This is a genomic window from Bradyrhizobium sp. S3.7.6 (assembly GCF_054061875.1).
In genome coordinates this window covers 393,233-412,863 of sequence record NZ_JBSSEQ010000001.1, presented here as the reverse complement: position 1 = coordinate 412,863, position 19,631 = coordinate 393,233, and the positions used below count along the sequence as shown (strand labels likewise).

At 65.1% G+C, this 19,631-nt stretch carries 18 protein-coding genes; 9 read left to right on the top strand and 9 right to left on the bottom strand.

All coding sequences use genetic code 11. From position 1 onward, the window contains the following. Positions 1–16 precede the first annotated feature (16 nt). The 4 genes from ACVJ5M_RS02045 to ACVJ5M_RS02030 are packed head-to-tail and all read left to right on the top strand — an operon-like array spanning position 17 to position 2,730. On the top strand, positions 17–196 hold the full coding sequence (locus ACVJ5M_RS02045) for a DUF4089 domain-containing protein (protein WP_063979946.1): 180 nt from the start codon (positions 17–19) through the stop codon (positions 194–196). Positions 197–203: 7 nt separating this feature from the next. Beyond that, the gene (locus ACVJ5M_RS02040; RefSeq protein ID WP_063979945.1) at positions 204–1,598 is read left to right on the top strand and encodes an AtzE family amidohydrolase; all 1,395 of its coding nucleotides are present in this window, start codon (positions 204–206) and stop codon (positions 1,596–1,598) included. 12 nt (positions 1,599–1,610) lie between these two features. Continuing rightward, positions 1,611–2,003: an oxalurate catabolism protein HpxZ gene (hpxZ, locus tag ACVJ5M_RS02035; protein ID WP_063979944.1), complete on the top strand. Its 393-nt coding sequence runs from the start codon at positions 1,611–1,613 to the stop codon at positions 2,001–2,003. A gap of 4 nt (positions 2,004–2,007) precedes the next feature. Further along, positions 2,008–2,730: a GntR family transcriptional regulator gene (locus ACVJ5M_RS02030; RefSeq protein WP_014491242.1), complete on the top strand. Its 723-nt coding sequence runs from the start codon at positions 2,008–2,010 to the stop codon at positions 2,728–2,730. A gap of 111 nt (positions 2,731–2,841) precedes the next feature. On the opposite strand, the gene atzF is transcribed toward ACVJ5M_RS02030, so the two are convergent. Next, positions 2,842–4,647: an allophanate hydrolase gene (atzF, locus tag ACVJ5M_RS02025; RefSeq protein ID WP_063979943.1), complete on the bottom strand. Its 1,806-nt coding sequence runs from the start codon at positions 4,645–4,647 to the stop codon at positions 2,842–2,844. Positions 4,648–4,839: 192 nt separating this feature from the next. Next, positions 4,840–5,346: a MarR family winged helix-turn-helix transcriptional regulator gene (locus ACVJ5M_RS02020; protein WP_063979942.1), complete on the bottom strand. Its 507-nt coding sequence runs from the start codon at positions 5,344–5,346 to the stop codon at positions 4,840–4,842. 148 nt (positions 5,347–5,494) lie between these two features. Here ACVJ5M_RS02020 and ACVJ5M_RS02015 point away from each other — a divergent pair, with 148 nt between their 5' ends. Continuing rightward, positions 5,495–7,345, top strand: a complete 1,851-nt coding sequence (locus ACVJ5M_RS02015; protein ID WP_063979941.1) for a feruloyl-CoA synthase — start codon at positions 5,495–5,497, stop codon at positions 7,343–7,345. Positions 7,346–7,697: 352 nt separating this feature from the next. Here the strand turns inward: ACVJ5M_RS02015 and ACVJ5M_RS02010 are convergent, their stop codons facing one another. Continuing rightward, on the bottom strand, positions 7,698–8,204 hold the full coding sequence (locus ACVJ5M_RS02010) for a MarR family winged helix-turn-helix transcriptional regulator (protein ID WP_063979940.1): 507 nt from the start codon (positions 8,202–8,204) through the stop codon (positions 7,698–7,700). Positions 8,205–8,287: 83 nt separating this feature from the next. On the opposite strand from ACVJ5M_RS02010, the gene ACVJ5M_RS02005 reads away from it, so the two are divergent. From ACVJ5M_RS02005 to ACVJ5M_RS01995, 3 genes are read left to right on the top strand one after another with little or no spacing between them, the layout of a single operon-like run. Then, entirely contained in the window at positions 8,288–9,496 is a 1,209-nt protein-coding gene (locus ACVJ5M_RS02005) for a cytochrome P450 (RefSeq protein WP_063979939.1), read from the top strand. Positions 9,497–9,508: 12 nt separating this feature from the next. Next, positions 9,509–9,832, top strand: a complete 324-nt coding sequence (locus tag ACVJ5M_RS02000) for a 2Fe-2S iron-sulfur cluster-binding protein (RefSeq protein ID WP_063979938.1) — start codon at positions 9,509–9,511, stop codon at positions 9,830–9,832. A gap of 51 nt (positions 9,833–9,883) precedes the next feature. Beyond that, the gene (locus tag ACVJ5M_RS01995) at positions 9,884–11,095 is read left to right on the top strand and encodes an ABC transporter substrate-binding protein (protein ID WP_063979937.1); all 1,212 of its coding nucleotides are present in this window, start codon (positions 9,884–9,886) and stop codon (positions 11,093–11,095) included. Positions 11,096–11,315: 220 nt separating this feature from the next. On the opposite strand, the gene ACVJ5M_RS01990 is transcribed toward ACVJ5M_RS01995, so the two are convergent. Continuing rightward, the gene (locus ACVJ5M_RS01990) at positions 11,316–12,578 is read right to left on the bottom strand and encodes an NAD(P)/FAD-dependent oxidoreductase (RefSeq protein WP_063979914.1); all 1,263 of its coding nucleotides are present in this window, start codon (positions 12,576–12,578) and stop codon (positions 11,316–11,318) included. Between the two features lie 299 nt (positions 12,579–12,877). Between ACVJ5M_RS01990 and ACVJ5M_RS01985 the strand changes: the two genes are divergently transcribed. Next, a complete protein-coding gene (locus ACVJ5M_RS01985) occupies positions 12,878–14,050 on the top strand; it encodes an ABC transporter substrate-binding protein (protein WP_028148067.1) in 1,173 nt (390 codons plus the stop codon). A gap of 294 nt (positions 14,051–14,344) precedes the next feature. Here ACVJ5M_RS01985 and ACVJ5M_RS01980 read toward each other — a convergent pair whose 3' ends face one another. The 5 genes from ACVJ5M_RS01980 to ACVJ5M_RS01960 are packed head-to-tail and all read right to left on the bottom strand — an operon-like array spanning position 14,345 to position 19,570. Continuing rightward, positions 14,345–16,216: a bifunctional sugar phosphate isomerase/epimerase/4-hydroxyphenylpyruvate dioxygenase family protein gene (locus tag ACVJ5M_RS01980; RefSeq protein WP_063979913.1), complete on the bottom strand. Its 1,872-nt coding sequence runs from the start codon at positions 16,214–16,216 to the stop codon at positions 14,345–14,347. Beyond that, on the bottom strand, positions 16,213–16,950 hold the full coding sequence (locus ACVJ5M_RS01975; RefSeq protein WP_063979912.1) for an ABC transporter ATP-binding protein: 738 nt from the start codon (positions 16,948–16,950) through the stop codon (positions 16,213–16,215). Before ACVJ5M_RS01975 ends, ACVJ5M_RS01980 begins: the two co-directional genes overlap by 4 nt. Before the next feature lie 9 nt (positions 16,951–16,959). After that, positions 16,960–17,703, bottom strand: coding sequence for an ABC transporter ATP-binding protein (locus tag ACVJ5M_RS01970; protein ID WP_063979911.1), 744 nt, complete (start codon positions 17,701–17,703; stop codon positions 16,960–16,962). Further along, a complete protein-coding gene (locus ACVJ5M_RS01965) occupies positions 17,700–18,698 on the bottom strand; it encodes a branched-chain amino acid ABC transporter permease (RefSeq protein ID WP_071909113.1) in 999 nt (332 codons plus the stop codon). The genes ACVJ5M_RS01970 and ACVJ5M_RS01965 overlap by 4 nt, the downstream gene beginning before the upstream one ends. After that, positions 18,695–19,570, bottom strand: a complete 876-nt coding sequence (locus ACVJ5M_RS01960; RefSeq protein WP_063979909.1) for a branched-chain amino acid ABC transporter permease — start codon at positions 19,568–19,570, stop codon at positions 18,695–18,697. The genes ACVJ5M_RS01965 and ACVJ5M_RS01960 overlap by 4 nt, the downstream gene beginning before the upstream one ends. Between the last annotated feature and the right edge of the window lie 61 nt (positions 19,571–19,631).

Sequence of the window (19,631 nt, the reverse complement as noted above, 5' to 3'; positions counted from 1 at the left end):
ATTGTTTGGGAGCGTGATGGCCGAGCCGCTGGACGAGTATATCGACGCCGTATCGAAAGCGCTGGCGCTGCCGGTCGAGGAGGCCTGGAGGCCGGCGGTGCGCGCCAATCTCGAAGTCTCGCTCCGGCTTGGCCGACTGGTCGACGAATTCGCGCTGCCGGACGAGACCGAGCCCGCGCCGATCTTCACGGTCTGACCCCGCCATGACCACCAAGCCAGAGATGACGGCTGCGGACATCGCCAAGGCTGTGGCCGGCGGCAAGATGTCGGCACGCGATGCCACCGAAGCTGCGCTTGCGCGCATCAAGCAGCACGATGGCGTCCTCAATTCCTTCACCGACCTCACCGCCGATCGCGCCCGTGCGAAGGCGCGTGCGATCGACGCCGACATCGCGGCGGGCAAGGAGGTTGGCCCACTTGCCGGCGTTCCCTTCGCGGTGAAGAACCTGTTTGACGTCGCAGGCCTGCCGACACGCGCCGGCTCGAAGATCAACCGCGACCTTGCGCCAGCGAAACGCGATGCCACGCTGATCGAGCGGATGGAAGCCGCCGGCGCCGTGCTCGTCGGCGCGCTCAACATGGGCGAATACGCCTACGACTTCACCGGCGAGAACGTCCATGACGGTCCCTCGCGCAATCCGCATGACACGACCCGGATGACCGGCGGCTCGTCCGGTGGTTCGGGGAGCGCAGTTGGCGGCGCGCTGGTGCCGATCGCGCTCGGCTCGGACACCAATGGTTCGATCCGCGTGCCGTCCTCCTTCTGCGGCATCTTTGGTTTGAAGCCGACCTATGGCCGGCTGTCGCGGGCGCGCTCGTTCCCATTCGTCGCGAGCCTCGATCATCTCGGTCCGTTCGCGCGCTCCGCCGCCGACCTCGCGCTCGCCTATGACGCGATGCAGGGACCCGATGCGGATGATGCTGCCTGCACCACGCGTGGCCTCGAACCGACGGTGCCGCTGCTCGCCAATCCGATTTCGGACCTGCGCATCGCGATTGCCGGCGGGCACTTTCAGAAGAACGTGTTTCCCGAGGCCGTCGAAGCCGTCAGCCGCGTCGCCAAGGCGCTCGGGGTGACGAAGATCGTTGACGTGCCTGAAGCCTCGCGCGCCCGCGCGGCCGCCTATGTCATCACCACCACCGAAGGCGCCTCGCTGCATCTCGATCGCCTGCGCAAGCGCCCGAACGATTTCGATCCCGCCGTGCGCGACCGGCTGATCGCCGGCGCCATGGTGCCGGCGCCGCTGGTCGACCGCGCGCAGAAATTCCGCCGCTGGTATCGCGCGCAGCTCGCCGAGATCTTCAAATCCGTCGACGTGCTGATTGCGCCGGCCACGCCCTGTACCGCGCCGAAGCTTGGCCAGGTGAATTTCACGCTCGACGGCGTCGAGTTGCCGGTTCGCGCCAATATCGGCATCCACACCCAGCCGATCTCGTTCATCGGGTTGCCGGTCGTCGCCGTGCCTGTGCCGCTCGAGCCGCTGCCGATCGGCGTCCAGATCATCGCCGCGCCCTGGCGCGAGGATATCGCGCTGCGCGTCGCGCACGCATTGGAGCAGATGGGCGTGGTATCCGCGCCGTCGCCAAGGGGACTTTGAGAGGAATTTAGAATGGAGATCGATCTCCCCGAGGTGATCGCGGAAGTGAAGGCCGCGTTCGAGCGCTATGAGCAGGCCCTGATCACCAACGACGTCGCCGTGCTCGGCGAGCTCTTCCGCAACGATCCCCGCACGCTGCGCTACGGCATCGGCGAGAACCTCTACGGCTATGAGGCGATCTCCGGCTTCCGCGCTGGCCGCTCGCCGGTCGGCCTGAACCGCCGCACCGCGAAAACCGTGATCACCAGCTATGGCCGTGACACGGCCGTCGCCTCCACTCTGTTCTACCGCGACACGGCTCCCGGCAAGGTCGGCCGGCAGATGCAGACCTGGATTCGCTTCCCGGAGGGCTGGCGCGTCGCCGCCGCCCATGTCAGCATCATCGACGAGTCGAAAGAGACCTGATCGTATGACGCTTGACGATCTTCCGCCCGGAACATTGCCGGCCGAGCCGGTGGTGCCGCGCGTCGACCGGGCGCAGCCCAGCGTGCACAAGATCACGCGCGCCGAGGAACTGCGGCTTCAACTCGCCGACGAGATCGTGCGTGGAACCCTGGCGCCCGGCGCGCCGCTTGATGAAACCGACATCGCGCGGCGCTTCAGCGTCTCGCGCACACCGGTCCGCGAGGCGTTGCGCCAGCTGGTGGCGAGCGGCCTCGTCGAATCGCGCGCCCATCGCGGCGCGGTGGTGGCGCAGCCTTCGGTCGAGCGGCTGAAAAGCATGTTCGAGGCAATGGCGGAGCTCGAGGCGCTCTGCGCCGGCCTTGCCGCCGAGCGCATGTCGGCTGCCGAGCGCCACGGTCTCGAAGCCATCCACGAAGAGCTGCGCGTGCTCAGCTACGCCGGCAATCCCGATCGCTTCCACGAGGTCAACGAGCGCTTCCACAACGCGATCTATGCGGGATCGCAGAATGGCTACATCGCCGAGATCACGCTGGCGACGCGCGTCCGCGTGCAACCGTTCCGCCGCGCCCAGTTCCGCAATCTCGGCCGATTGGCAAAGTCGCAAGCCGAGCACGACCGCGTCGTCGTCGCGATCATGCGCGGCGACAAGCAGGGCGCCGCCGCCGCCATGCGCGCGCATATCGAGCTGGTGCGCGGCGAGTATGAGATTTACGCGGTGTCGGTGTAGGGCGGCAAACGCGGTACCGTAGGGTGGGCAAAGGCGCAAAGCGCCGTGCCCACCGTCTTTCTCAACGCGCGGTGATGGTGGGCACGCTGCGCTTTGCCCACCCTACGAGACCTACGTCTTCGCTGCTTCCGCCATGAACTTCCGCCAGCCACCATACGCCGTTATATCGCGCGCCTCGCCCAGCACCTCCGGCTCGACGAGAAACCCCTTCACGCTGCGGTCGTCCGCAAGCCTGATTGTGCCGATTGCCATCGGCGCTGGAATTGCATTCACGAACCTGCCGAACGCGGATGACGACAGCGACCAGATCTCCAGCTCGATCGACGCGCCCGTGCCAGCCTCGACGCGCAGCATGCCCGGCTTCGGGGGCGTGGTCTTGAGGGCGTAGAGCTTGTAGTCGGGCGCGGTCCTGGTCGCTTCGATTAGCTTTCCGTTGAGCGCCTTCAATTCGCCGTTCAGCGCCATGCCGGACAGGTGAGCGCCGACCACTGCGATCGGAATCTCGTCGCTGCTGCTTGCGGCAAGCGGCGCCAACGGGGCCTGCGCCACACCCTTCGCGCCGACGGTCAGTTTCGTATCCGCATGGAATGCACGGCCGATGCTCGCAAGCAGCGCATCGCGCCCCGCAGGCGCGAGCAGCGTGATACCGAACGGAATGCCGTCGGTGCGCATCGACGCCGGTACCGCGAGGCCACAGAGGTCGAGCAGATTGACGAAATTGGTGTAGGTGCCTAGCCGGCTGTTGAGCTCGATCGGATTGGCCAGCACCTGCGCGGTCGTATACGCGGTCGGCGCGGTCGGCAGCACCAGCGCGTCGATATTGGCGAAGGTGCGCTCGGCGATCTTGCGCAGGCCCTGCAAACGGTAGAGCGCAGAGAAGGTTTCCGCAGCGGTCAGCCGCGCGCCGGCGACGGTGATCTCGCGCGTCACCGGATGAATCGAATCAGGCGCGGATGCCAGCAGATCCTTGATCACGAGATAACGCTCGGCGACCCACGGCCCCTCATAGAGCAGCCGCGCCGTCTCGTAGAACGGCTCGAGGTCGAACTCGACCAGCTTAGCGCCGAGCGCGGTCCAGCGCTTCAGCGCATCGCCGTAAGTGGCTTCTGCCTTCCTGTCGCCGAAGAAGATCAGTTGTCCGTTGCGCGGTACGCCGAGGCGCAAATTCGCGGGGAACTGCGTGATCGCGCCGAGCGGCCGGTCGCGCGAGAACGGGTCGGCCTGGTCTGGACCCGCCATCACGGAGAGTGCGAGGGCGGCGTCGTCGACGGTCAAAGCGAATACCGAGATGCAGTCGAGCGTGCGGCATGCCGCCACCAGGCCAGCAGTCGAGATCATGCCGAGGCTCGGCTTCAGCCCGACGATGTTGTTGAGCATCGCCGGCACCCGGCCGCTGCCGGCGGTGTCCGTGCCCAGCGACAGCGGCACGAGTCCGGCACCCACCGCGACCGCCGAGCCAGAGCTCGAGCCTCCAGGAATGAGATCCTCGCGGATCGAATTTTTGGGGATGCCATAAGGCGAGCGCACGCCGACGAGGCCGGTTGCGAACTGGTCGAGATTGGTCTTGCCGATGATGATCGCGCCGGCCGCGCGCAGGCGCTCCACCGCGGTCGAATCATGCGTCGGCGTATACGAGAAGGCCGGGCAGGCCGCGGTGGTCGGAAATCCCAGCGCGTCGATATTGTCCTTCACCGCGATCGGCACGCCGTAGAGCGGCAGGCTGGTGGCATCCCTTGCGGCAAGCTTCTCGGCCTCCGCGATCGCGTCCTTCTCGTCGCGCAGGCTGATGAAGATTGCGGGATCGTTGTGATCGCGGATGCGCTGATAGGTTCGCGCGACGGTCTGCGCAGGCGTGATCGTGCCCGCGCGATGCGCGGCCACAATCGCGGCGATCGTTTCAGGCTGCTCAGCCCCCATGGTGACAAAACTCCGGCAACAGGTCTTACCCGGATTGAAGCAAGCGATGTGCCATTGTGTACACAATCCGGGCAGGCGCAATGCCCCGGATATTGTCGAGGGATCAGTGGCTTGTTGGATATTTCGAGGATTGATGGGCCGTCGTGCCAGCGCCCTGATACGGGCATTTGCGTAAATGTTGGGCAGTCTCGATCAGGTGAAGCCGGCAAGGATCTGGAGCAGCCGCTCTCGGTTCTCCTTGCCGATCTTCTCCACGACATGCCGCTCGTGCTCGGCGGCGAGGCGCTTGAATTTGGCAAGCGCCGTCTCCCCCGGTGCGGTGAGGTGCAGCGCGTGGGCGCGGCGGTCCGCCTTCGACTTGATCCGCTTCACCAGCTTGCGCTGTTCGAGGCTGTCGAGCAGATGTACCAGCCGGGCGCGCTCGATGCCGAGCCGCTTCGCCACCGCCATCTGGGACAGGCCCGGATTGGCGCCGATGACCGTCAGCACGGAATACTGCGTCGGCTTGATATCGACCTCGCCGAGCGTCTTGATGAAGTCCTGAAAGATCCAGATCTGGAAGCGCCGCACCGCATAACCGGCGTGCCCGACCAGCGCGTCGAGGCCGATCTCGTCCGCGTCGTTCGGCCGCGCCGCGCCGTTGCCGGCACGTTTGCGTGGGGAGGGGCGGGGCTCAGTTCGGGCTGCGCTGGCTGTCACGTGATCTCTCCTGCCGAGCAACCTTAGCGCTTCGAAGGCCTCTGTGGAAGATTGTTGTTGACGACAACAATTGTCGTGCCAAACAATATGGTCAAAGCGGCCCGGAACGAGGCTGTAGCCGATCCCTGATACGGGCGAGGAGGAAACCATGACAACCGCCGCACGCGGTGACGCTTCGAGCCTGTTCGCAACGCCCAAGACCGTCGCCGAGCATCGCGCCGACGGCAGCATCGTGCTGCGCTCGCCAGACCCCTTGCGCGACAGCGCGCGCTGCATCGGCGACTGGCTGGAGCAATGGGCGCGGCAGACGCCTGATGCGATCTTCCTCGCCGAGCGCGACAGCGCCGACACGCCCTGGGCCACCATGACCTACGCGGGTGCCCTGCGGCGGGTGCGCGCAGCAGCGAGCTGGATCTTGGCGCAAGAGCTCAGCGCCGAGCGTCCCGTCGTCATCCTCTCCGACAACAGCATCGACCATGCGCTACTCGCCCTTGCGGCCCAGCATGTCGGCGTGCCCTCGGCCGCGATCTCGCCGGCCTATTCGCTGATGTCGAAAGATTTCGACAAGCTCAAGAGCATGATTGCGCTGCTGGAGCCCGGCGCGATCTATGTCTCCGCGACGAAGCCGTTTGCCGCGGCGCTGGCCGCGATCAAGCCGCTGCACAGCGCGCAGATCATCAGCGGAAATGCCGGCGATGCTGATGCGCTGGCCTTCCGTGACATTGCGGCGACGCCCGAAACGGGCAACGTCGCAAAAGCCTTCGCCGCGGTGGCGCCGGACACGATCGCAAAATTCCTGTTCACCTCGGGCTCGACCGGCACGCCGAAAGCCGTCATCAATACGCAGCGCATGCTGACCTCGAGCCAGCAGGCCAAGGCGCAAACCTGGACGTTTCTCGAACCGGGCCGCGGCGATCTCGTGATCCTCGACTGGCTGCCTTGGAGCCATACCTTTGGCGCCAACCACAATTTCAATCTCGTGCTGCGCAACGGCGGGTCGCTCTATATCGACGGCGGCAAGCCCGCGCCCGGTCTCTTCGCAACGTCACTCGCCAATCTGAAAAGCGTGATGCCGACGGTCTATTTCAACGTGCCGCGCGGCTTCGACATGCTGATCGCAGCGCTGCGCGGCGACGAGGAGCTGCGCCGCCGCTTCTTCGGCGAGGTGAAATTCGCCTTCTATGCCGGCGCCGCATTGCCGCAGAACCTCTGGGACGCGCTCGAGCAGCTTTCGGTGGCGACGGTTGGTCGTCCGCTGCCGATGGTGTCGGCCTGGGGCTCGACCGAGACGTCACCGCTCGCGACCGACTGTCATTTCCTCGCAGAGCGCTCGGGCAATATCGGCGTGCCCATTCCCGGAACCGAGCTGAAGCTCGTCACGTCGGGCGACAAGCTGGAGGTGCGCGTGCGCGGCCCCAATGTCACGCCGGGTTACTGGAAGGCGCCGGAGCTGACGAAGCAGGCTTTCGACGACGAGGGCTTTTATCTCATTGGCGATGCCGTGAAGCTTGCCGATGCGAACAGGCCGGAGCGCGGGTTGTTCTTCGATGGTCGTGTTGCGGAAGACTTCAAGCTCAATTCCGGCACCTGGGTCAGCGTCGGCACGCTGCGCGTCGCCGGCATCGCGGCACTCGCGCCGCTGGCGCAGGATATCGTCGTCGTCGGCCATGGCGGCGACGAGGTGCGCTTCCTGGTCTTCCCGAACATGGCCGCGTGCCGTGCCCATGCCGGCTTGCCCGAGACGGCAGGCGTCAACGATGTGCTTGGCGATGAGAGGGTCAGGGCTGCGATCGCGCAGGGCCTGGCGAAGCTGAAGCAGCAGGGCACCAACTCCTCCGGCCACGCGACGCGCGCGCTGCTGCTCGCCGAGCCGCCGTCGGTTGACGGAGGAGAGATCACCGACAAGGGTTACATCAACCAGCGCGCCGTGCTGACGCGGCGTGCCGATGCGGTGGCGCGCGTGCATGATGATGCGTCGGGTGAGTGGATCGGTCTGTAGCCACTGGCAGATCAAGTCGGAGTGAGGCCACGCTCTGTCCACATCGTCATTGCGAGCGCAGCGAAGCAATCCAGAATCTTTCCCCGGTGGGGCTCTGGATTGCTTCGCTGCGCTTGCAATGACGGGGGTGGGTCGAGCAGCTCGCGAAATACGCCAGCCATTCTGCCGCAATATCCTGCATGATTCTTTTGTTGCTTAAGCAACTAATTTGTGCGAACCGTTCCAAACAAGGATGACGGCGGGGGAACCGCTGCGCCTGATCCTGGAGGAAACGATGCTCGGCAGAGAGGGTGCCGCGGGCAAATGCCGGCGTATGCCGGAAGGCGGCGATGCCGCGCGCTTCACGCGCGCGTCAACTGGTGCTGCTGCCGGTCACTGCGCCGAGATTTTCGTGCAGCCGGCGCAGCAGATCGATCAGCACCTCGCGCTCGTCCTTGCTCAGGCAGGACAACAGCCGCCGCTCGCGATCGAACGCCGCGACGATCACCTTGTCATGGGTGGCGCGGCCTCTGGCCGTGAGCGCGATGGAATGGGTGCGGCCGTCATTCGGGTCGGTTCGAATCGAGACCAGCCCGCGCTTCTCCAGCCCCGCGAGCGTCCGGCTCACCGGCCCCTTGTCAAAACCGATGACGTGGCAGATCCGCGAGGCGGGAATGCCGGGCTCGATCGCCAGCAGCGACATGATCCGCCATTCCGTGACGTTGACGCCAAACTCGCGCTGGTAGAACGCGGTGGCGCTGTTCGAGAGCTTGTTGGCGATGAAGGTGACGAAAGCCGGGACATAACGGTCGAGATCGAGCGTCGGCCCGGTTTCGGCGGGTGCGGGCCTTTGGCGGGCTCTGGTCGAAGACGGCGGCATATCGGTCTTTTGTCTCGCGGCGTGTCCGAAGACCTAAGGGCAAGCGCGGCTCTTTCACAAGATCAAAATGAGGGAGGACTTCAATGAGCGCACCTGGCTCCGCCGTATCAGGCGTCCCGCATCTCGACGTCGATCCCTTCGACATGAATTTTTTCGCCGACCCCTATCCCACGCACGAGCTGCTGCGGGAGGCAGGTCCGGTCGTCTATCTCGACAAGTGGAACGTCTATGGCGTGGCACGCTATGCCGAGGTCCATGCCGTCCTGAACGATCCCGCGACGTTCTGCTCCAGCCGCGGCGTCGGCCTCTCCGATTTCAAGAAGGAGACGCCGTGGCGGCCGCCGAGCCTGATCCTCGAGGCCGATCCGCCCGCGCACACGCGGACCCGCGCCGTGCTCTCGAAGGTGCTGTCGCCGACCGTGATGAAGCAGGTGCGCGACCGCTTCGCCGCGGCGGCCGAGGAGCGGGTGGACGCGCTGATCGAAAGGCGCAGCTTCGACGCGATCGCCGACCTCGCCGAGGCCTATCCGCTCTCGATCTTCCCGGATGCGCTCGGGCTGAAATCCGCGGGGCGCGAGCATCTGATTCCCTACGCGAGCGTCGTGTTCAACGCATTCGGGCCGCCCAACGAGCTGCGCCGGGAGGCGATTGCGCGTTCGACGCCCCATCAAGCCTATGTTGCCGAGCAGTGCCAGCGCGAGAACCTTGCGCCCGGCGGCTTTGGCGCCTGCATTCATGCCCAGGTCGACGAGGGCGCGATCACGGCCACCGAAGCGCCACTGCTGGTGCGCTCGCTGCTGTCGGCTGGCCTCGACACCACTGTCAACGGGATCGGCGCGGCCGTCTATTGCCTCGCGCGCTTCCCCGAGCAATGGCAGCGCCTGCGCGGCGATCTCACGCTCGCGCGTAGCGCCTTCGAGGAAGCGGTTCGTTTCGAAAGCCCGGTGCAGACCTTCTTCCGCACCACCACACGTGAGGTCGAGCTATCAGGCGCGACGATCGGTGAAGGTGAGAAGGTGCTGATGTTCCTTGCCGCCGCCAATCGCGATCCGCGTCGCTGGGACAAGCCCGACAGCTACGACATCACGCGTCGCTCGTCCGGCCATGTCGGTTTCGGCTCCGGCATCCACATGTGCGTCGGCCAGCTCGTCGCGCGCCTCGAAGGCGAAGTGATGCTGACGGCGCTGGCGCGGCGTATCGCGAAGATCGAGATCACGGGCGAGCCGAAACGCCGCTTCAACAACACGCTGCGCGGGCTCGACAGCCTGCCGGTCACCATCACCCCGGCCTGACGAGGAGCCTCGATGCCAGCCATCACTTTCATCCATGTCGACGGCAAGTTCGATCGTGTCGAAACTTCAGGCGACGAAAGCGCCATGCAGGCCGCGACCCGCCATGGTCTCGACGGTATCCTGGCCGAGTGCGGTGGCAATGCCATGTGTGCGACCTGCCACGTCTATATCGACGCAGCCTGGCTCGCGCGCCTGCCCGCGATGGCTGATGACGAAGACGCGCTGCTCGACGGCACCGCCGCCGAGCGGCTGCCGAACAGCCGGCTGGCCTGCCAGATCATGATCACGCCCGCGCTCGACGGGCTGGTGCTGAGATTGCCGGAACGGCAGGTCTGATTCCAGAACGAGCCGGCGGCGACCGGCGCGACACACAAAGGGGAGGGAACGATGAAACACCTGAAATGGACTCTCGCGCTGGCGGCGAGCCTGATGAGCGGCGCGGCGAGCGCCGAGATCTCCGACAATGTCGTGCGCGTCGGCGTGCTCAACGACATCTCGGGCATCTTCCAGGACACCAACGGCATGGGCTCGGTCGAGGCCGCGCGCATGGCCGCCGAGGATTTCAACGGCGGCGGCAAAGGCATCAAGGTCGAGATCGTCTATGCCGACCACCAGAACAAGGCCGATGTCGGCAACGCGATCGCGCGCAAATGGCTCGATGTCGAGGGTGTCGATGCCATCGTCGACGTGCCGAATTCGGCCGTCGGCCTCTCCATCAACACGCTGCTGCGCGACAGCCGCATGACCTTCCTGGCGTCGTCCACGGCGAGCTCGGATCTCACCGGCAAGGCCTGCTCGCCCAATACGATCCAATGGGTCAACGATGCCTGGGCGACCGGCAACACCACCGCGGCGGCGATGATGGCGCGCGGCGGCAAGGACTGGTATTTCCTCACGGTCGACTATGCGCTCGGCAAGGGCATCGAGGCGGAGGCGCAGAAATACATCGAGGCGCATGGCGGCAAGGTGCTTGGCTCCTCGAAACATCCGCTCGGCACCTCCGATTTCGCCTCCTTCCTGTTGCAGGCGCAGGGCTCGAAAGCGCAGGTGATCGGCCTCGCCAATGCCGGCGGCGACACCATCAACGCGGTGAAGCAGGCTGCCGAGTTCGGCATCCAGCAAGGCGGGCAGAAGCTCGTCGCCTTCCTGCTCTTCATCAACGACGTCCATGGCATGGGCATCAAGGTCGCGCAGGGCCTCCAGCTCATGGAAGCGTTTTACTGGGACATGAACGACGATACCCGCGCCTTCGCCAAGCGATTTGCGGCGCGGCCCGGCATGAACGGCAAGATGCCGAGCGGCAACCAGGCCGGCGTCTATGCCTCGACGCTCGCTTATCTGAACGCGGTCGCCGCAACCGGCAGCGACAATGCGAAGGACGCCGTGCCCGCGATGAAGAAGTTCAGGGGTAAGGACAAGCTGTTCGGCGACACCACGATCCGCCAGGACGGCCGCGTCGTGCATCCCATGTATCTGTTCGAGGTGAAGAAGCCGGAGGAGTCGAAATATCCGTACGACTATTACAAGCTGGTCTCGACGATTCCCGCGGATCAGGCGTTTAGGCCGCTCGCGGAGGGCGGATGTGAGCTGGTGAAGTAAAAGATAGCTACGAGCGCTGCTGCACCCTCGCCCCTTGTGGGAGAGGGTGGCTTCGCGAAGCGAAGCCGGGTGAGGGGTCTCTCTCCTCACGAATGGTCGTGCGAGTGGAGAGAACCCCTCATCCGGCGCCATAACCGAAGCTTTGCTTCGGCGTTCTTGAGAACGGCGGCCGAAGGCCGCCTATGCCACCTTCTCCCACAAGGGGAGAAGGAAGAAAGATCTACGCCACCTTGCTACTTCCCTGCGTGATCAACCTCGCCGCGCGCTGGTCGCGGGCGTAGATCCAGAGCCAGCTCAGGGCGACGCTGAGGCGGTGGCGCAGGCCGATCAGGAAGTAGATGTGGGCGATGCCCCAGATCCACCATGCGATCGTGCCGCGCAGTTTGACCTTGCCGAAATCGATCACGGCGAGCCGCTTGCCGATCTGTGCGAGGCTACCGGAGTGCTTGTAGCGGAATGCACCTTTATTCTCGCCACGCAGGCGCGTCTTGATGGTTTCGGCGACGTGCCGGCCCTGCTGCTTGGCGGCCGGAGCGATGCCGGGCACCGGCTTCCCCTCCCAGGCATTGATCACAACGGTGTCGCCGATCGCAAAGATTTCGGGATGACCAGGTATCGTCAGATCGTCTTGGACCTCCACGCGCCCGGCGCGATCGCTTGGTGCGCCCAGCCATTCGGCGGCGGGCGAGGCGCGCACGCCGGCGGCCCAGATCCGCGTCTTTGCTTCGAGCAGCTTTCCGCCGAACACGACGCCCTCACGGTTGATCTCGGTGACGGCCTGGCCCAGCACGACCTCGACGCCGATCTTTTCCAGCGAGGCCTGCGCATAGGCCGAGAGATCATCGGGGAAGCCTGCGAGCACGCGCGGTCCGGCCTCGATCAGCACCACGCGTGCCTTGTGGGTGTCGATGTTGCGGAAGTCGGCGGGGAGCGTGTGGTGCGCCATTTCGGCGATGGTGCCGGCGAGTTCGACGCCGGTGGGGCCGGCGCCGACGATGACGAAGGTCAGCCGCGCCGCGCGTTTGGCCGGATCGGTCTCGCGCTCGGCGCGCTCGAATGCCACCAGGATGTGACGGCGCAGCGTGGTCGCGTCTTCGAGCGTCTTCAGGCCGGGGGCGAACTGCTCCCACTCGTCATGGCCGAAATAGGCATGGCGGGCGCCGGTGGCGAGCACCAGCGTGTCGTAGGGCACCTCGCTGCCGTCGTCGATCAGCACGCAGCGCCGGTCGGCATCGACGCCGCTCACCGTCGCAAACAGGGTCGTCACCTCGCGCCGGTCGCGCATCAGGTGCCGGACCGGCCAGGCGATTTCGCTGGTCGCGAGCGAGGCGGTCGCGACCTGGTAGAGCAGCGGCTGGAACAGGTGATGGTTGCGGCGGTCGATCAGCGTGATCTCGACCGGCGCGCCCGCAAGCCGGTAGGTCGCCTCCAGCCCGCCGAAGCCGGCTCCGACGATGACGACGCGGTGGGGATTTGCGGCCATGATACACCCTCGAATCTCGCTGCTGCTCTCCTTCATCTAAGTGCGCATTGGGCGCCGTAGTCCAATAGCCGTCATCAATCGCGGCATAGGCCGGGCGTATCGTCATCCCGCGAAAAAGCGCCGCAGCCTTGGTCGAAGTGAGTAGAATTATATTTCTTGCCATCCTCGATTGGGGCGAAATATGGTGCAGGGGCGGGCGCTGAGCCATTGGCGGCGCGACAGATTTTGCGTTCAATAGAGACAGACCCGGGGCGGCGATCACCCCGTTTCCGGGATCAATAATAAGGAGGGGAGTGGTTATGAGGACGGCATTCTGGCTGGCGGGCGCAGCGGCGCTGGTGCTGGCAAATCAGGCTTTCGCCGGCGACACCATCAAGATCGGCTTCGTTTCGACCTTCAGCGGCCCGACCGCCGTGATCGGCAACGACATGCGCAATTCCTTCGAGCTCGCGCTCGACCACATCGGCCGCAAGATGGACGGCAAGCCGGTTGAGGTGATCTACGAGGACGACGGGCAGAAGCCCGATGTCGGCAAGCAGAAGACCGAGAAGCTGGTGCAGTCCGACAAGGTCGATTTCATCGTCGGCTACATCTGGTCGAACGTGCTCTTGGCCTCGCTCAAGACCGCGGTGGACTCGCAGACCTTCCTGATCTCGGCCAATGCCGGTCCGTCGCAGCTCGCCGGCGAGCTGTGCTCGCCTTACGTGTTCTCGACCTCCTGGCAGAACGACCAGACGCCGGCCGCCATGGGCCTCTACATGAACCAGAAGGGCGTCAAGAGCGTGTTCCTGATCGGGCCGAACTACGCGGCCGGCAAGGACATGCTCGCAGGCCTGAAGAGCACGTTCAAGGGTGAGGTCAAGGGCGAGGAATACACGGTCTGGCCGAGCCAGCTTGATTTCTCCGCCGAGCTCTCCAAGGCGCGCGCCTCGGGCGCCGAGTCGATCTTCGTGTTCTATCCCGGTGCGGCCGGCGTGCAGTTCCTCAATCAATATGCGCAGGCCGGCCTGAAGAGCACGATGCCGCTCTACACCGCCTTCACGGTCGACGAGCTGTCGCTGCCGCTCCAGAAGGAGAACGCGCTCGGCGTTCCCGGCGCGCAGGAATGGGTCAACGACCTCCCGAACGAGCAGAACAAGCGCTTCGTCGCCGACTACCGCAAGAAGTACCCCAATCTGCGCCCGACCTATTACGGCGCCCAGGCCTATGACGCGGCCCAGCTCATCAACAGCGCGGTGGTCGCGGTGAAGGGCGACACCAGCAAGAAGGACGCGATGAAGGCCGAGATGGAGAAGGCCAACTTCAAGTCGCTGCGCGGCCCGTTCAAATACGGCAAGAACCACATCCCGGTGCAGAGCTTCTATCTCCAGGACGTGGTCAAGGACGGCGAAGGCCAGCTCTCGCTGAAGACGGTCGCGACGATCGTGGAAAACGACCAGGATCGATTCCACGACAAGTGTGCGATGAAGTGAGCTGATGCCTTTTCCCCTCTCCCCGTCTGCGGGGAGAGGGTCAGGGTGAGGGGGAGTCTCCGCGGGGACGGAGGTCGTTGTATTCCTCGATAGTCCCCACATCGTCATTGCGAGCGCAGCGAAGCAATCCAGACTGTCTCCGCGGAGGGACTCTGGATTGCTTCGCTGCGCTCGCAATGACGTGTTGAGAGAGCGTTGCTCCTGGGGGACATATGACTCTCGGAGAGTCCCCCTCATCCGGAATTTGCTGCCGCAAATTCCGGCCTCTCCCCGCAGGCGCGGAGAGGCGAAGACCTACACCCGCGGCATGCTCGCAGGTCTTACCTCGCGGGCCTGCGCCGCGAGCCTGATCCCGGCATTGGCTGCGCCGAATCCCTGATAGTCCCGTCGCTCCACGATCTCGAAGAAGAAGCGCTCATCGAAGATGTGGGTGTAGACTTGGAAGAACTCGCCGTCGCCTTCGCGGTCGTAGAGGATGTGGTTGGCGCGCAGCTGCGCCATCAGGTCGGGCGCGAGGTCATATTTGGCTTCGATGTCGTCGTAGTAATTGTCAGGGATATCCAGGAAATCCGCGCCACGCTTGCGCATCGCGGCGACCGTCGCGAAAATGTCCCGGCAGGAGAACGCCACGTGCTGCACGCCCGAGCCGAAGAACTCCGAGATGAAGCGCGCCGGCAGGGTGCGGTTGGCGGATGAGCCGTTGAGCACGAAGCGCAGGCTCTGGTCGGCGTTGATGACCGCCTGGCTCTGCACGAGGCCACGCGGGTCGGCGATCTCCATCTGCGGCAGCCGCTTCAGGTCGAGGATGCCAGTGTAGAACAGCAGCCAGGACAGCATCTCGTCGTAGGGCATCGACTGCGCGATGTGATCGACGGCAAGCAGGGCGTCGGCGTTCGCGTCACTTGCGACCGGCTCGAAATCGGTGTCCCAGTTCTTGCCGGCCTGATCGAGGAAATAGAGCAGGCTGCCGCCGACGCCATGGATCGCGGGAATCTCCAGCTCGCCCGGCCCGACCGGCTGGTAGAAGGTGCGCGTCTTCAGCGCTTCGGCGCGCTGCATGGCAAGACCGGCATTGTCGACGTCGAGCGCAATCGCGCAGACGCCGGGGCCGTGCGTGACGTAATGCGAATGCGCAAAGCCGTCGGTCTCGCAATTGATCACGAGCTCGACCTTGCCCTGCGACCAGCGCTCCACGGCCTTGCTGCGATGCTTGCCCGTCCTGCGGAAGCCGAGCTGCGCGAACAGGCGGGCGAGGTCGACCGCCTTGGTCTCGTTGACGGCAAACTCGATGAAGCCGGTGCCGTGGCTCTTGGCCTTCGGCGCCAGCGGCTCGCCGGCAAGCTTCGGCCAATCCGGTGCAAGCTGGTCCTCCAGCAGGATCAGCGAACGCAGGCCGTCGACCGCGGTCTGCGCGGCCGAGCCGGCACGGAACTGGTCGTTGAAGATTTCGAGCGACAGCGGCCCGGCATAGCCGGTCGCCGCGATCGCCTGCATGAACTCGCCGACCGGGAGGTCGCCCTGGCCGGGGAAGGAGCGGAAGTGCCGGCTCCATGAGAGGATGTCGAGCTCGAGCTTTGGCGCATCCGCGAGCTGCACCAGAAAGATCTTGTCGCCGGGGATCGAGGCCATGGCGCGTACCGGAAAGCCGGGCGCGAGCGCGTGAAAACTGTCGAGGATGACGCCGATCGCGGGATGATCGGCGCGCCGCACGATCTCCCAGGCATCGCGGTAGTCGTTGACATGGCGGCCCCAGGCCAGCGCCTCATAGCCGACGCGCAAGCCGCGCTTGGCCGCGCGCTCGCCTAGCTCGCGAAAATCGTCCGCGGCGCGATCGATGCCGCCGAGCGAGGCGGGCGAGACGTTGGAGCAGATCAGCAGGAGGTCGGTGCCGAGCTCCTGCATCAGGTCGAACTTGCGCTCGGCGCGGGCAAAGTTGCGTGTCCGCTGCGGCTCCGGCATGCCCTCGAAATCGCGGAACGGCTGGAATGCGCAAATCTCGAGATTGAGGTCCTTGCACAGCTGCGCCACCTCGCGCGGGCCGGAGCCGAACGACAGCAGATCGTTCTCGAAGATTTCGACCGAGTCGAACCCGGCTGATGCGATGGCGCGGAGCTTTTCGTCCAGGCTGCCTGAGAGCGAGACGGTCGCGATCGAGCGCTTGTTCATGCTGCGTTGTCCTCCATGGCGCCGCCGAGAAAGAGCTGGCCGATGCGCGGATCGTTCAAAATGCGTTTCGCGCTGTCGACCATGCGAGTCTGGCCGAGCTCGAGCACGATGCCGATGTCGGAAATCTCCAGCGCCGAGCGCGCGTTCTGCTCGATCATCAGGATCGTGACGCCGCGGTCGCGCAAGCTCTTCAGGATGTCGAAGGTCTGCTGCACCATCAGCGGCGACAGGCCGATCGAGGGCTCGTCGATCAGCACGAGCTTTGGCTCGAGCAGTAGCGAGCGCGCGATCTCAAGCTGCTTCTGCTCGCCGCCGGAGAGCGTGGAGGCCTGCTGCGCCGACTTGCGGCGCAGCGCGGGAAACAGGTCGAGTGCGGCTTCGATGCGTGCGGGCAGGTCGATGCCCTTGCCGGCGGAGACTCCGCCGAGCTCGATATTGTGGCGCACCGACAGTTCGGGAAAGATGTTGCGGCCCTGTGGCACGTAGCAGATGCCGGCATTGAGCAGCGCGCGCTGACTTAGATTGGTGACGTCACGGCCGGCAAAGCTGATCTTGCCTTCGCGCAGCTTCAACAGGCCGAAGATCGCCTTGAACACCGTCGACTTGCCGGCCCCGTTGGGACCGATGATGGTGGTGATGGTGGCCTGCGGCACGGCGAAGGTGGTGCCGTTCAGGATCGTCATCTTGCCGTAGCCGCCGACGAGATTGTGAACCGAGAGGATCGGGTCGCTCATGATGGCTTCCTAATGTCCGAGATAGGCTTCGATCACGGCGGGATTTTTCCGCACTTCGTCCGGCCGCCCCATCGCCAGCACCTTGCCCTCCGCCATCACCATCACGCGCGAGCACAGCGACATCACGAATTCCATGTTGTGCTCGATCACGACGAAGGTGGCGTTCTTCTCGCGGTTGATCGCGACCAGGCGGTCCTTCAGGTCCGACAGCATCGACGGGTTGACGCCGCCGGCGGGCTCGTCGAGCAGGACGAGGCGCGGGCCGCCCATGAAGGCCATCGCGGCATCGAGCAGTTTTTGCTGGCCATAGGAGAGCCCGCCGGCCGGCTCGTCGGCGAGATGGTCGAGCTTGAAGAAGCCGATCATCTGGTTGGCGACCTCGGTCAACCCGGCATCGGAGCGGCCGACCAGGCGCGAGGCCATATTGCCCTGGTGCTCCTGCCCTGCGAGGATCAGGTTCTCGCGCACCGAGAGCTTTGGGAAGACCTGCAGGAGCTGGAAGGTGCGGCTGACCCCGAGCTTGTTGAGCTCGGCAGGACGCAGGCCCGTGACCACCTTGCCGTCGAGCTTGACCTCGCCGCCTGATGGTGTGAGCTGGCCGAGGATGCAGTTGAACAGGGTCGACTTGCCGCAGCCGTTCGGGCCGATCAGGCCGAGGATCTCGCCCTCGCGGACGTCGAATGAGACGCCGTCGACCGCGCTGATGCCGCCGAAATTCTTCTTGATGCCGGTGACTTCCAGGACCGCGCTCATTGCACCGTCTCCAGCCGGGACTTTGCCACGGCCCGCAGCGCGGAGGCCGCCTTGGTGCGGCGCTCGGCGAGATAGCGATCGAGAATTCCCAGAATGCCGGTCGGCGACCAGATCAACAGCAGCATCACCGCGACCGCGTAGAGCATCAGATAATACCCTTCCGTGAAGCGCAGCCATTCCGGCAACAGCACCGCGATCATCGCGCCGAGGAAGGGGCCGAAGTAGAAGCCGGCACCGCCGACGATCACCATCATCAAGAGGTCGAGCGAGAGCGACAGGTTGAACGGCACGGGATCGATATATTGCGTCAGCGGCGCATACAGCGCGCCGGCAACGCCGCCGAGCGCCGAGCCGATCGCGAAGGCCATCAGCGTATAGCGCCTTGTGTCGACGCCGAGCGACTGCGCGCGCAGCGGATTTTCGCGCAATGCCATGAAGGCGCGGCCCCAGGGCGAGCGGATCAGCCACCACACCGCGAGCGACACGATCGCAAGCGAGCCGAGGCAGACATAATAGAACGGCAGCGGCTTGTTGGTCGCGATGCCGAAGATGTGCGGCCGGGGAATGTTGGAGATGCCGTAGATGCCGCCGGTGAGCCAGCTTTCGTTGCGGAACACCAGGAAGGCGAGGGTGGAGAAGGCGAGGGTGACGAAGGCGAGGTAATGGTGCTGCACGCGCAGCGCGGGATAGCCGAGCACCCAGCCGACCGCGAAGCTCAAGGCAATCGCGACCACGATCGCCGCCGGCAGCGGCCAGCCATGGGTCGTCATGATCGCTGCCGCATAGGCGCCGATCCCGACGAAGGCGCCTTGCGCCAGCGAGACCTGGCCGGCATAGCCGAGTGTCAAATTGAGCCCCATCGCGGCGATGCTCATCACCGCCCACTGGCTCAGGATGAACAGGCCGTAGCGGTTGAAGTTCATGGGGACGATGATCAGGCCGGCAATGACGATGAGGCCGAGCGCGATCTTCAACGGTTTGGCGAAGCCGCTCATACGGTGCGCTCCTCGGCGCGGCCGAGCAAGCCCTGCGGCCGGAACAGGATGACGGCGATCAGGAAGATCATCGGAACGGCGGCGCGGTACTGCGTCGAGACATAGGCGGCTGCGAGATTGTCGAGCACGCCGATCAGGAGGCCGCCGGCGATGGCGCCGCGCACCTGGTTGAAGCCGCCGACGATCGCGGCGATGAAGGCGGCCTGGCCCAGCACTTCGCCGGAGGAGAATTTTGCGAGGTAGATCGGTGTAATCAAAAGCGACGCCAGCGCGACCAGGAAGGCGTTGATCAGGAACGTCAGCAGGATCATGCGCTCGACCGGGACGCCGATGATGCGCGCCACCGTCGGGTTCTGCGCCGCCGCCTGCATCTGGTGACCGAGCGACGTGCGGTTGAGAAGGCTCGTCAGGCCGAAGACGGCAAGAATGGCGAGGACGAGGACGCCGATGCTTTGCAGCGAGACGGCATGTCCGAGAATGGAGATATCACCGGTCGGCACGATCGATGGGAAGGGCGAGGCCTCCGCGCTGAAGAACTGCTTCACGGCCTCCTTGATGCCGATCGCGAGCGCCATCGTCGCGATCGCCAGCGGCAGCACGCCATGGCGCATCATCGGATCGACCAGCAGCATCTTGAAGGCGAGGCCCAGCAGGAGCATCGAGAGCAGGATGCCGAGGATGATCGCAAGCCAGAACGGCGCGCCGGCATGCATCGCCGCCAGCATCAGGAACGCCGGCAGCATCACGAACTCGCCTTGCGCGAAATTGATGGTCTGCGAGGTCTGCCACAGCAGCGTGAAGCCGACCGCGACCAGCGCATAGATCGCGCCAGTGGCTAGTCCCGCGACCAGAAGATCGAACAGATTGGACATTTTCCCCTCTCCTGTCCCTCGCCCAGCGCTGTCGTCTCCCTCGCCCCGTTCTTACGGGGAG

Excerpts from the sequence above, each read along its gene's own strand:
- ACVJ5M_RS01970 (WP_063979911.1), bottom strand. The coding sequence starts at position 17,703 with ATGAGCGCGGTCCTGGAAGTCACCGGCATCAAGAAGAATTTCGGCGGC.
- ACVJ5M_RS02010 (WP_063979940.1), bottom strand. The coding sequence starts at position 8,204 with ATGCCGCCGTCTTCGACCAGAGCCCGCCAAAGGCCCGCACCCGCCGAA.
- ACVJ5M_RS01975 (WP_063979912.1), bottom strand. The coding sequence starts at position 16,950 with ATGAGCGACCCGATCCTCTCGGTTCACAATCTCGTCGGCGGCTACGGC.
- ACVJ5M_RS01960 (WP_063979909.1), bottom strand. The coding sequence starts at position 19,570 with ATGTCCAATCTGTTCGATCTTCTGGTCGCGGGACTAGCCACTGGCGCG.
- ACVJ5M_RS01980 (WP_063979913.1), bottom strand. The coding sequence starts at position 16,216 with ATGAACAAGCGCTCGATCGCGACCGTCTCGCTCTCAGGCAGCCTGGAC.
- ACVJ5M_RS02015 (WP_063979941.1), top strand. The coding sequence starts at position 5,495 with ATGACAACCGCCGCACGCGGTGACGCTTCGAGCCTGTTCGCAACGCCC.
- ACVJ5M_RS01990 (WP_063979914.1), bottom strand. The coding sequence starts at position 12,578 with ATGGCCGCAAATCCCCACCGCGTCGTCATCGTCGGAGCCGGCTTCGGC.
- ACVJ5M_RS01985 (WP_028148067.1), top strand. The coding sequence starts at position 12,878 with ATGAGGACGGCATTCTGGCTGGCGGGCGCAGCGGCGCTGGTGCTGGCA.
- ACVJ5M_RS02045 (WP_063979946.1), top strand. The coding sequence starts at position 17 with ATGGCCGAGCCGCTGGACGAGTATATCGACGCCGTATCGAAAGCGCTG.
- ACVJ5M_RS02040 (WP_063979945.1), top strand. The coding sequence starts at position 204 with ATGACCACCAAGCCAGAGATGACGGCTGCGGACATCGCCAAGGCTGTG.
- ACVJ5M_RS01995 (WP_063979937.1), top strand. The coding sequence starts at position 9,884 with ATGAAACACCTGAAATGGACTCTCGCGCTGGCGGCGAGCCTGATGAGC.
- hpxZ (WP_063979944.1), top strand. The coding sequence starts at position 1,611 with ATGGAGATCGATCTCCCCGAGGTGATCGCGGAAGTGAAGGCCGCGTTC.
- ACVJ5M_RS02005 (WP_063979939.1), top strand. The coding sequence starts at position 8,288 with ATGAGCGCACCTGGCTCCGCCGTATCAGGCGTCCCGCATCTCGACGTC.
- ACVJ5M_RS02030 (WP_014491242.1), top strand. The coding sequence starts at position 2,008 with ATGACGCTTGACGATCTTCCGCCCGGAACATTGCCGGCCGAGCCGGTG.
- ACVJ5M_RS01965 (WP_071909113.1), bottom strand. The coding sequence starts at position 18,698 with ATGAGCGGCTTCGCCAAACCGTTGAAGATCGCGCTCGGCCTCATCGTC.
- ACVJ5M_RS02000 (WP_063979938.1), top strand. The coding sequence starts at position 9,509 with ATGCCAGCCATCACTTTCATCCATGTCGACGGCAAGTTCGATCGTGTC.
- atzF (WP_063979943.1), bottom strand. The coding sequence starts at position 4,647 with ATGGGGGCTGAGCAGCCTGAAACGATCGCCGCGATTGTGGCCGCGCAT.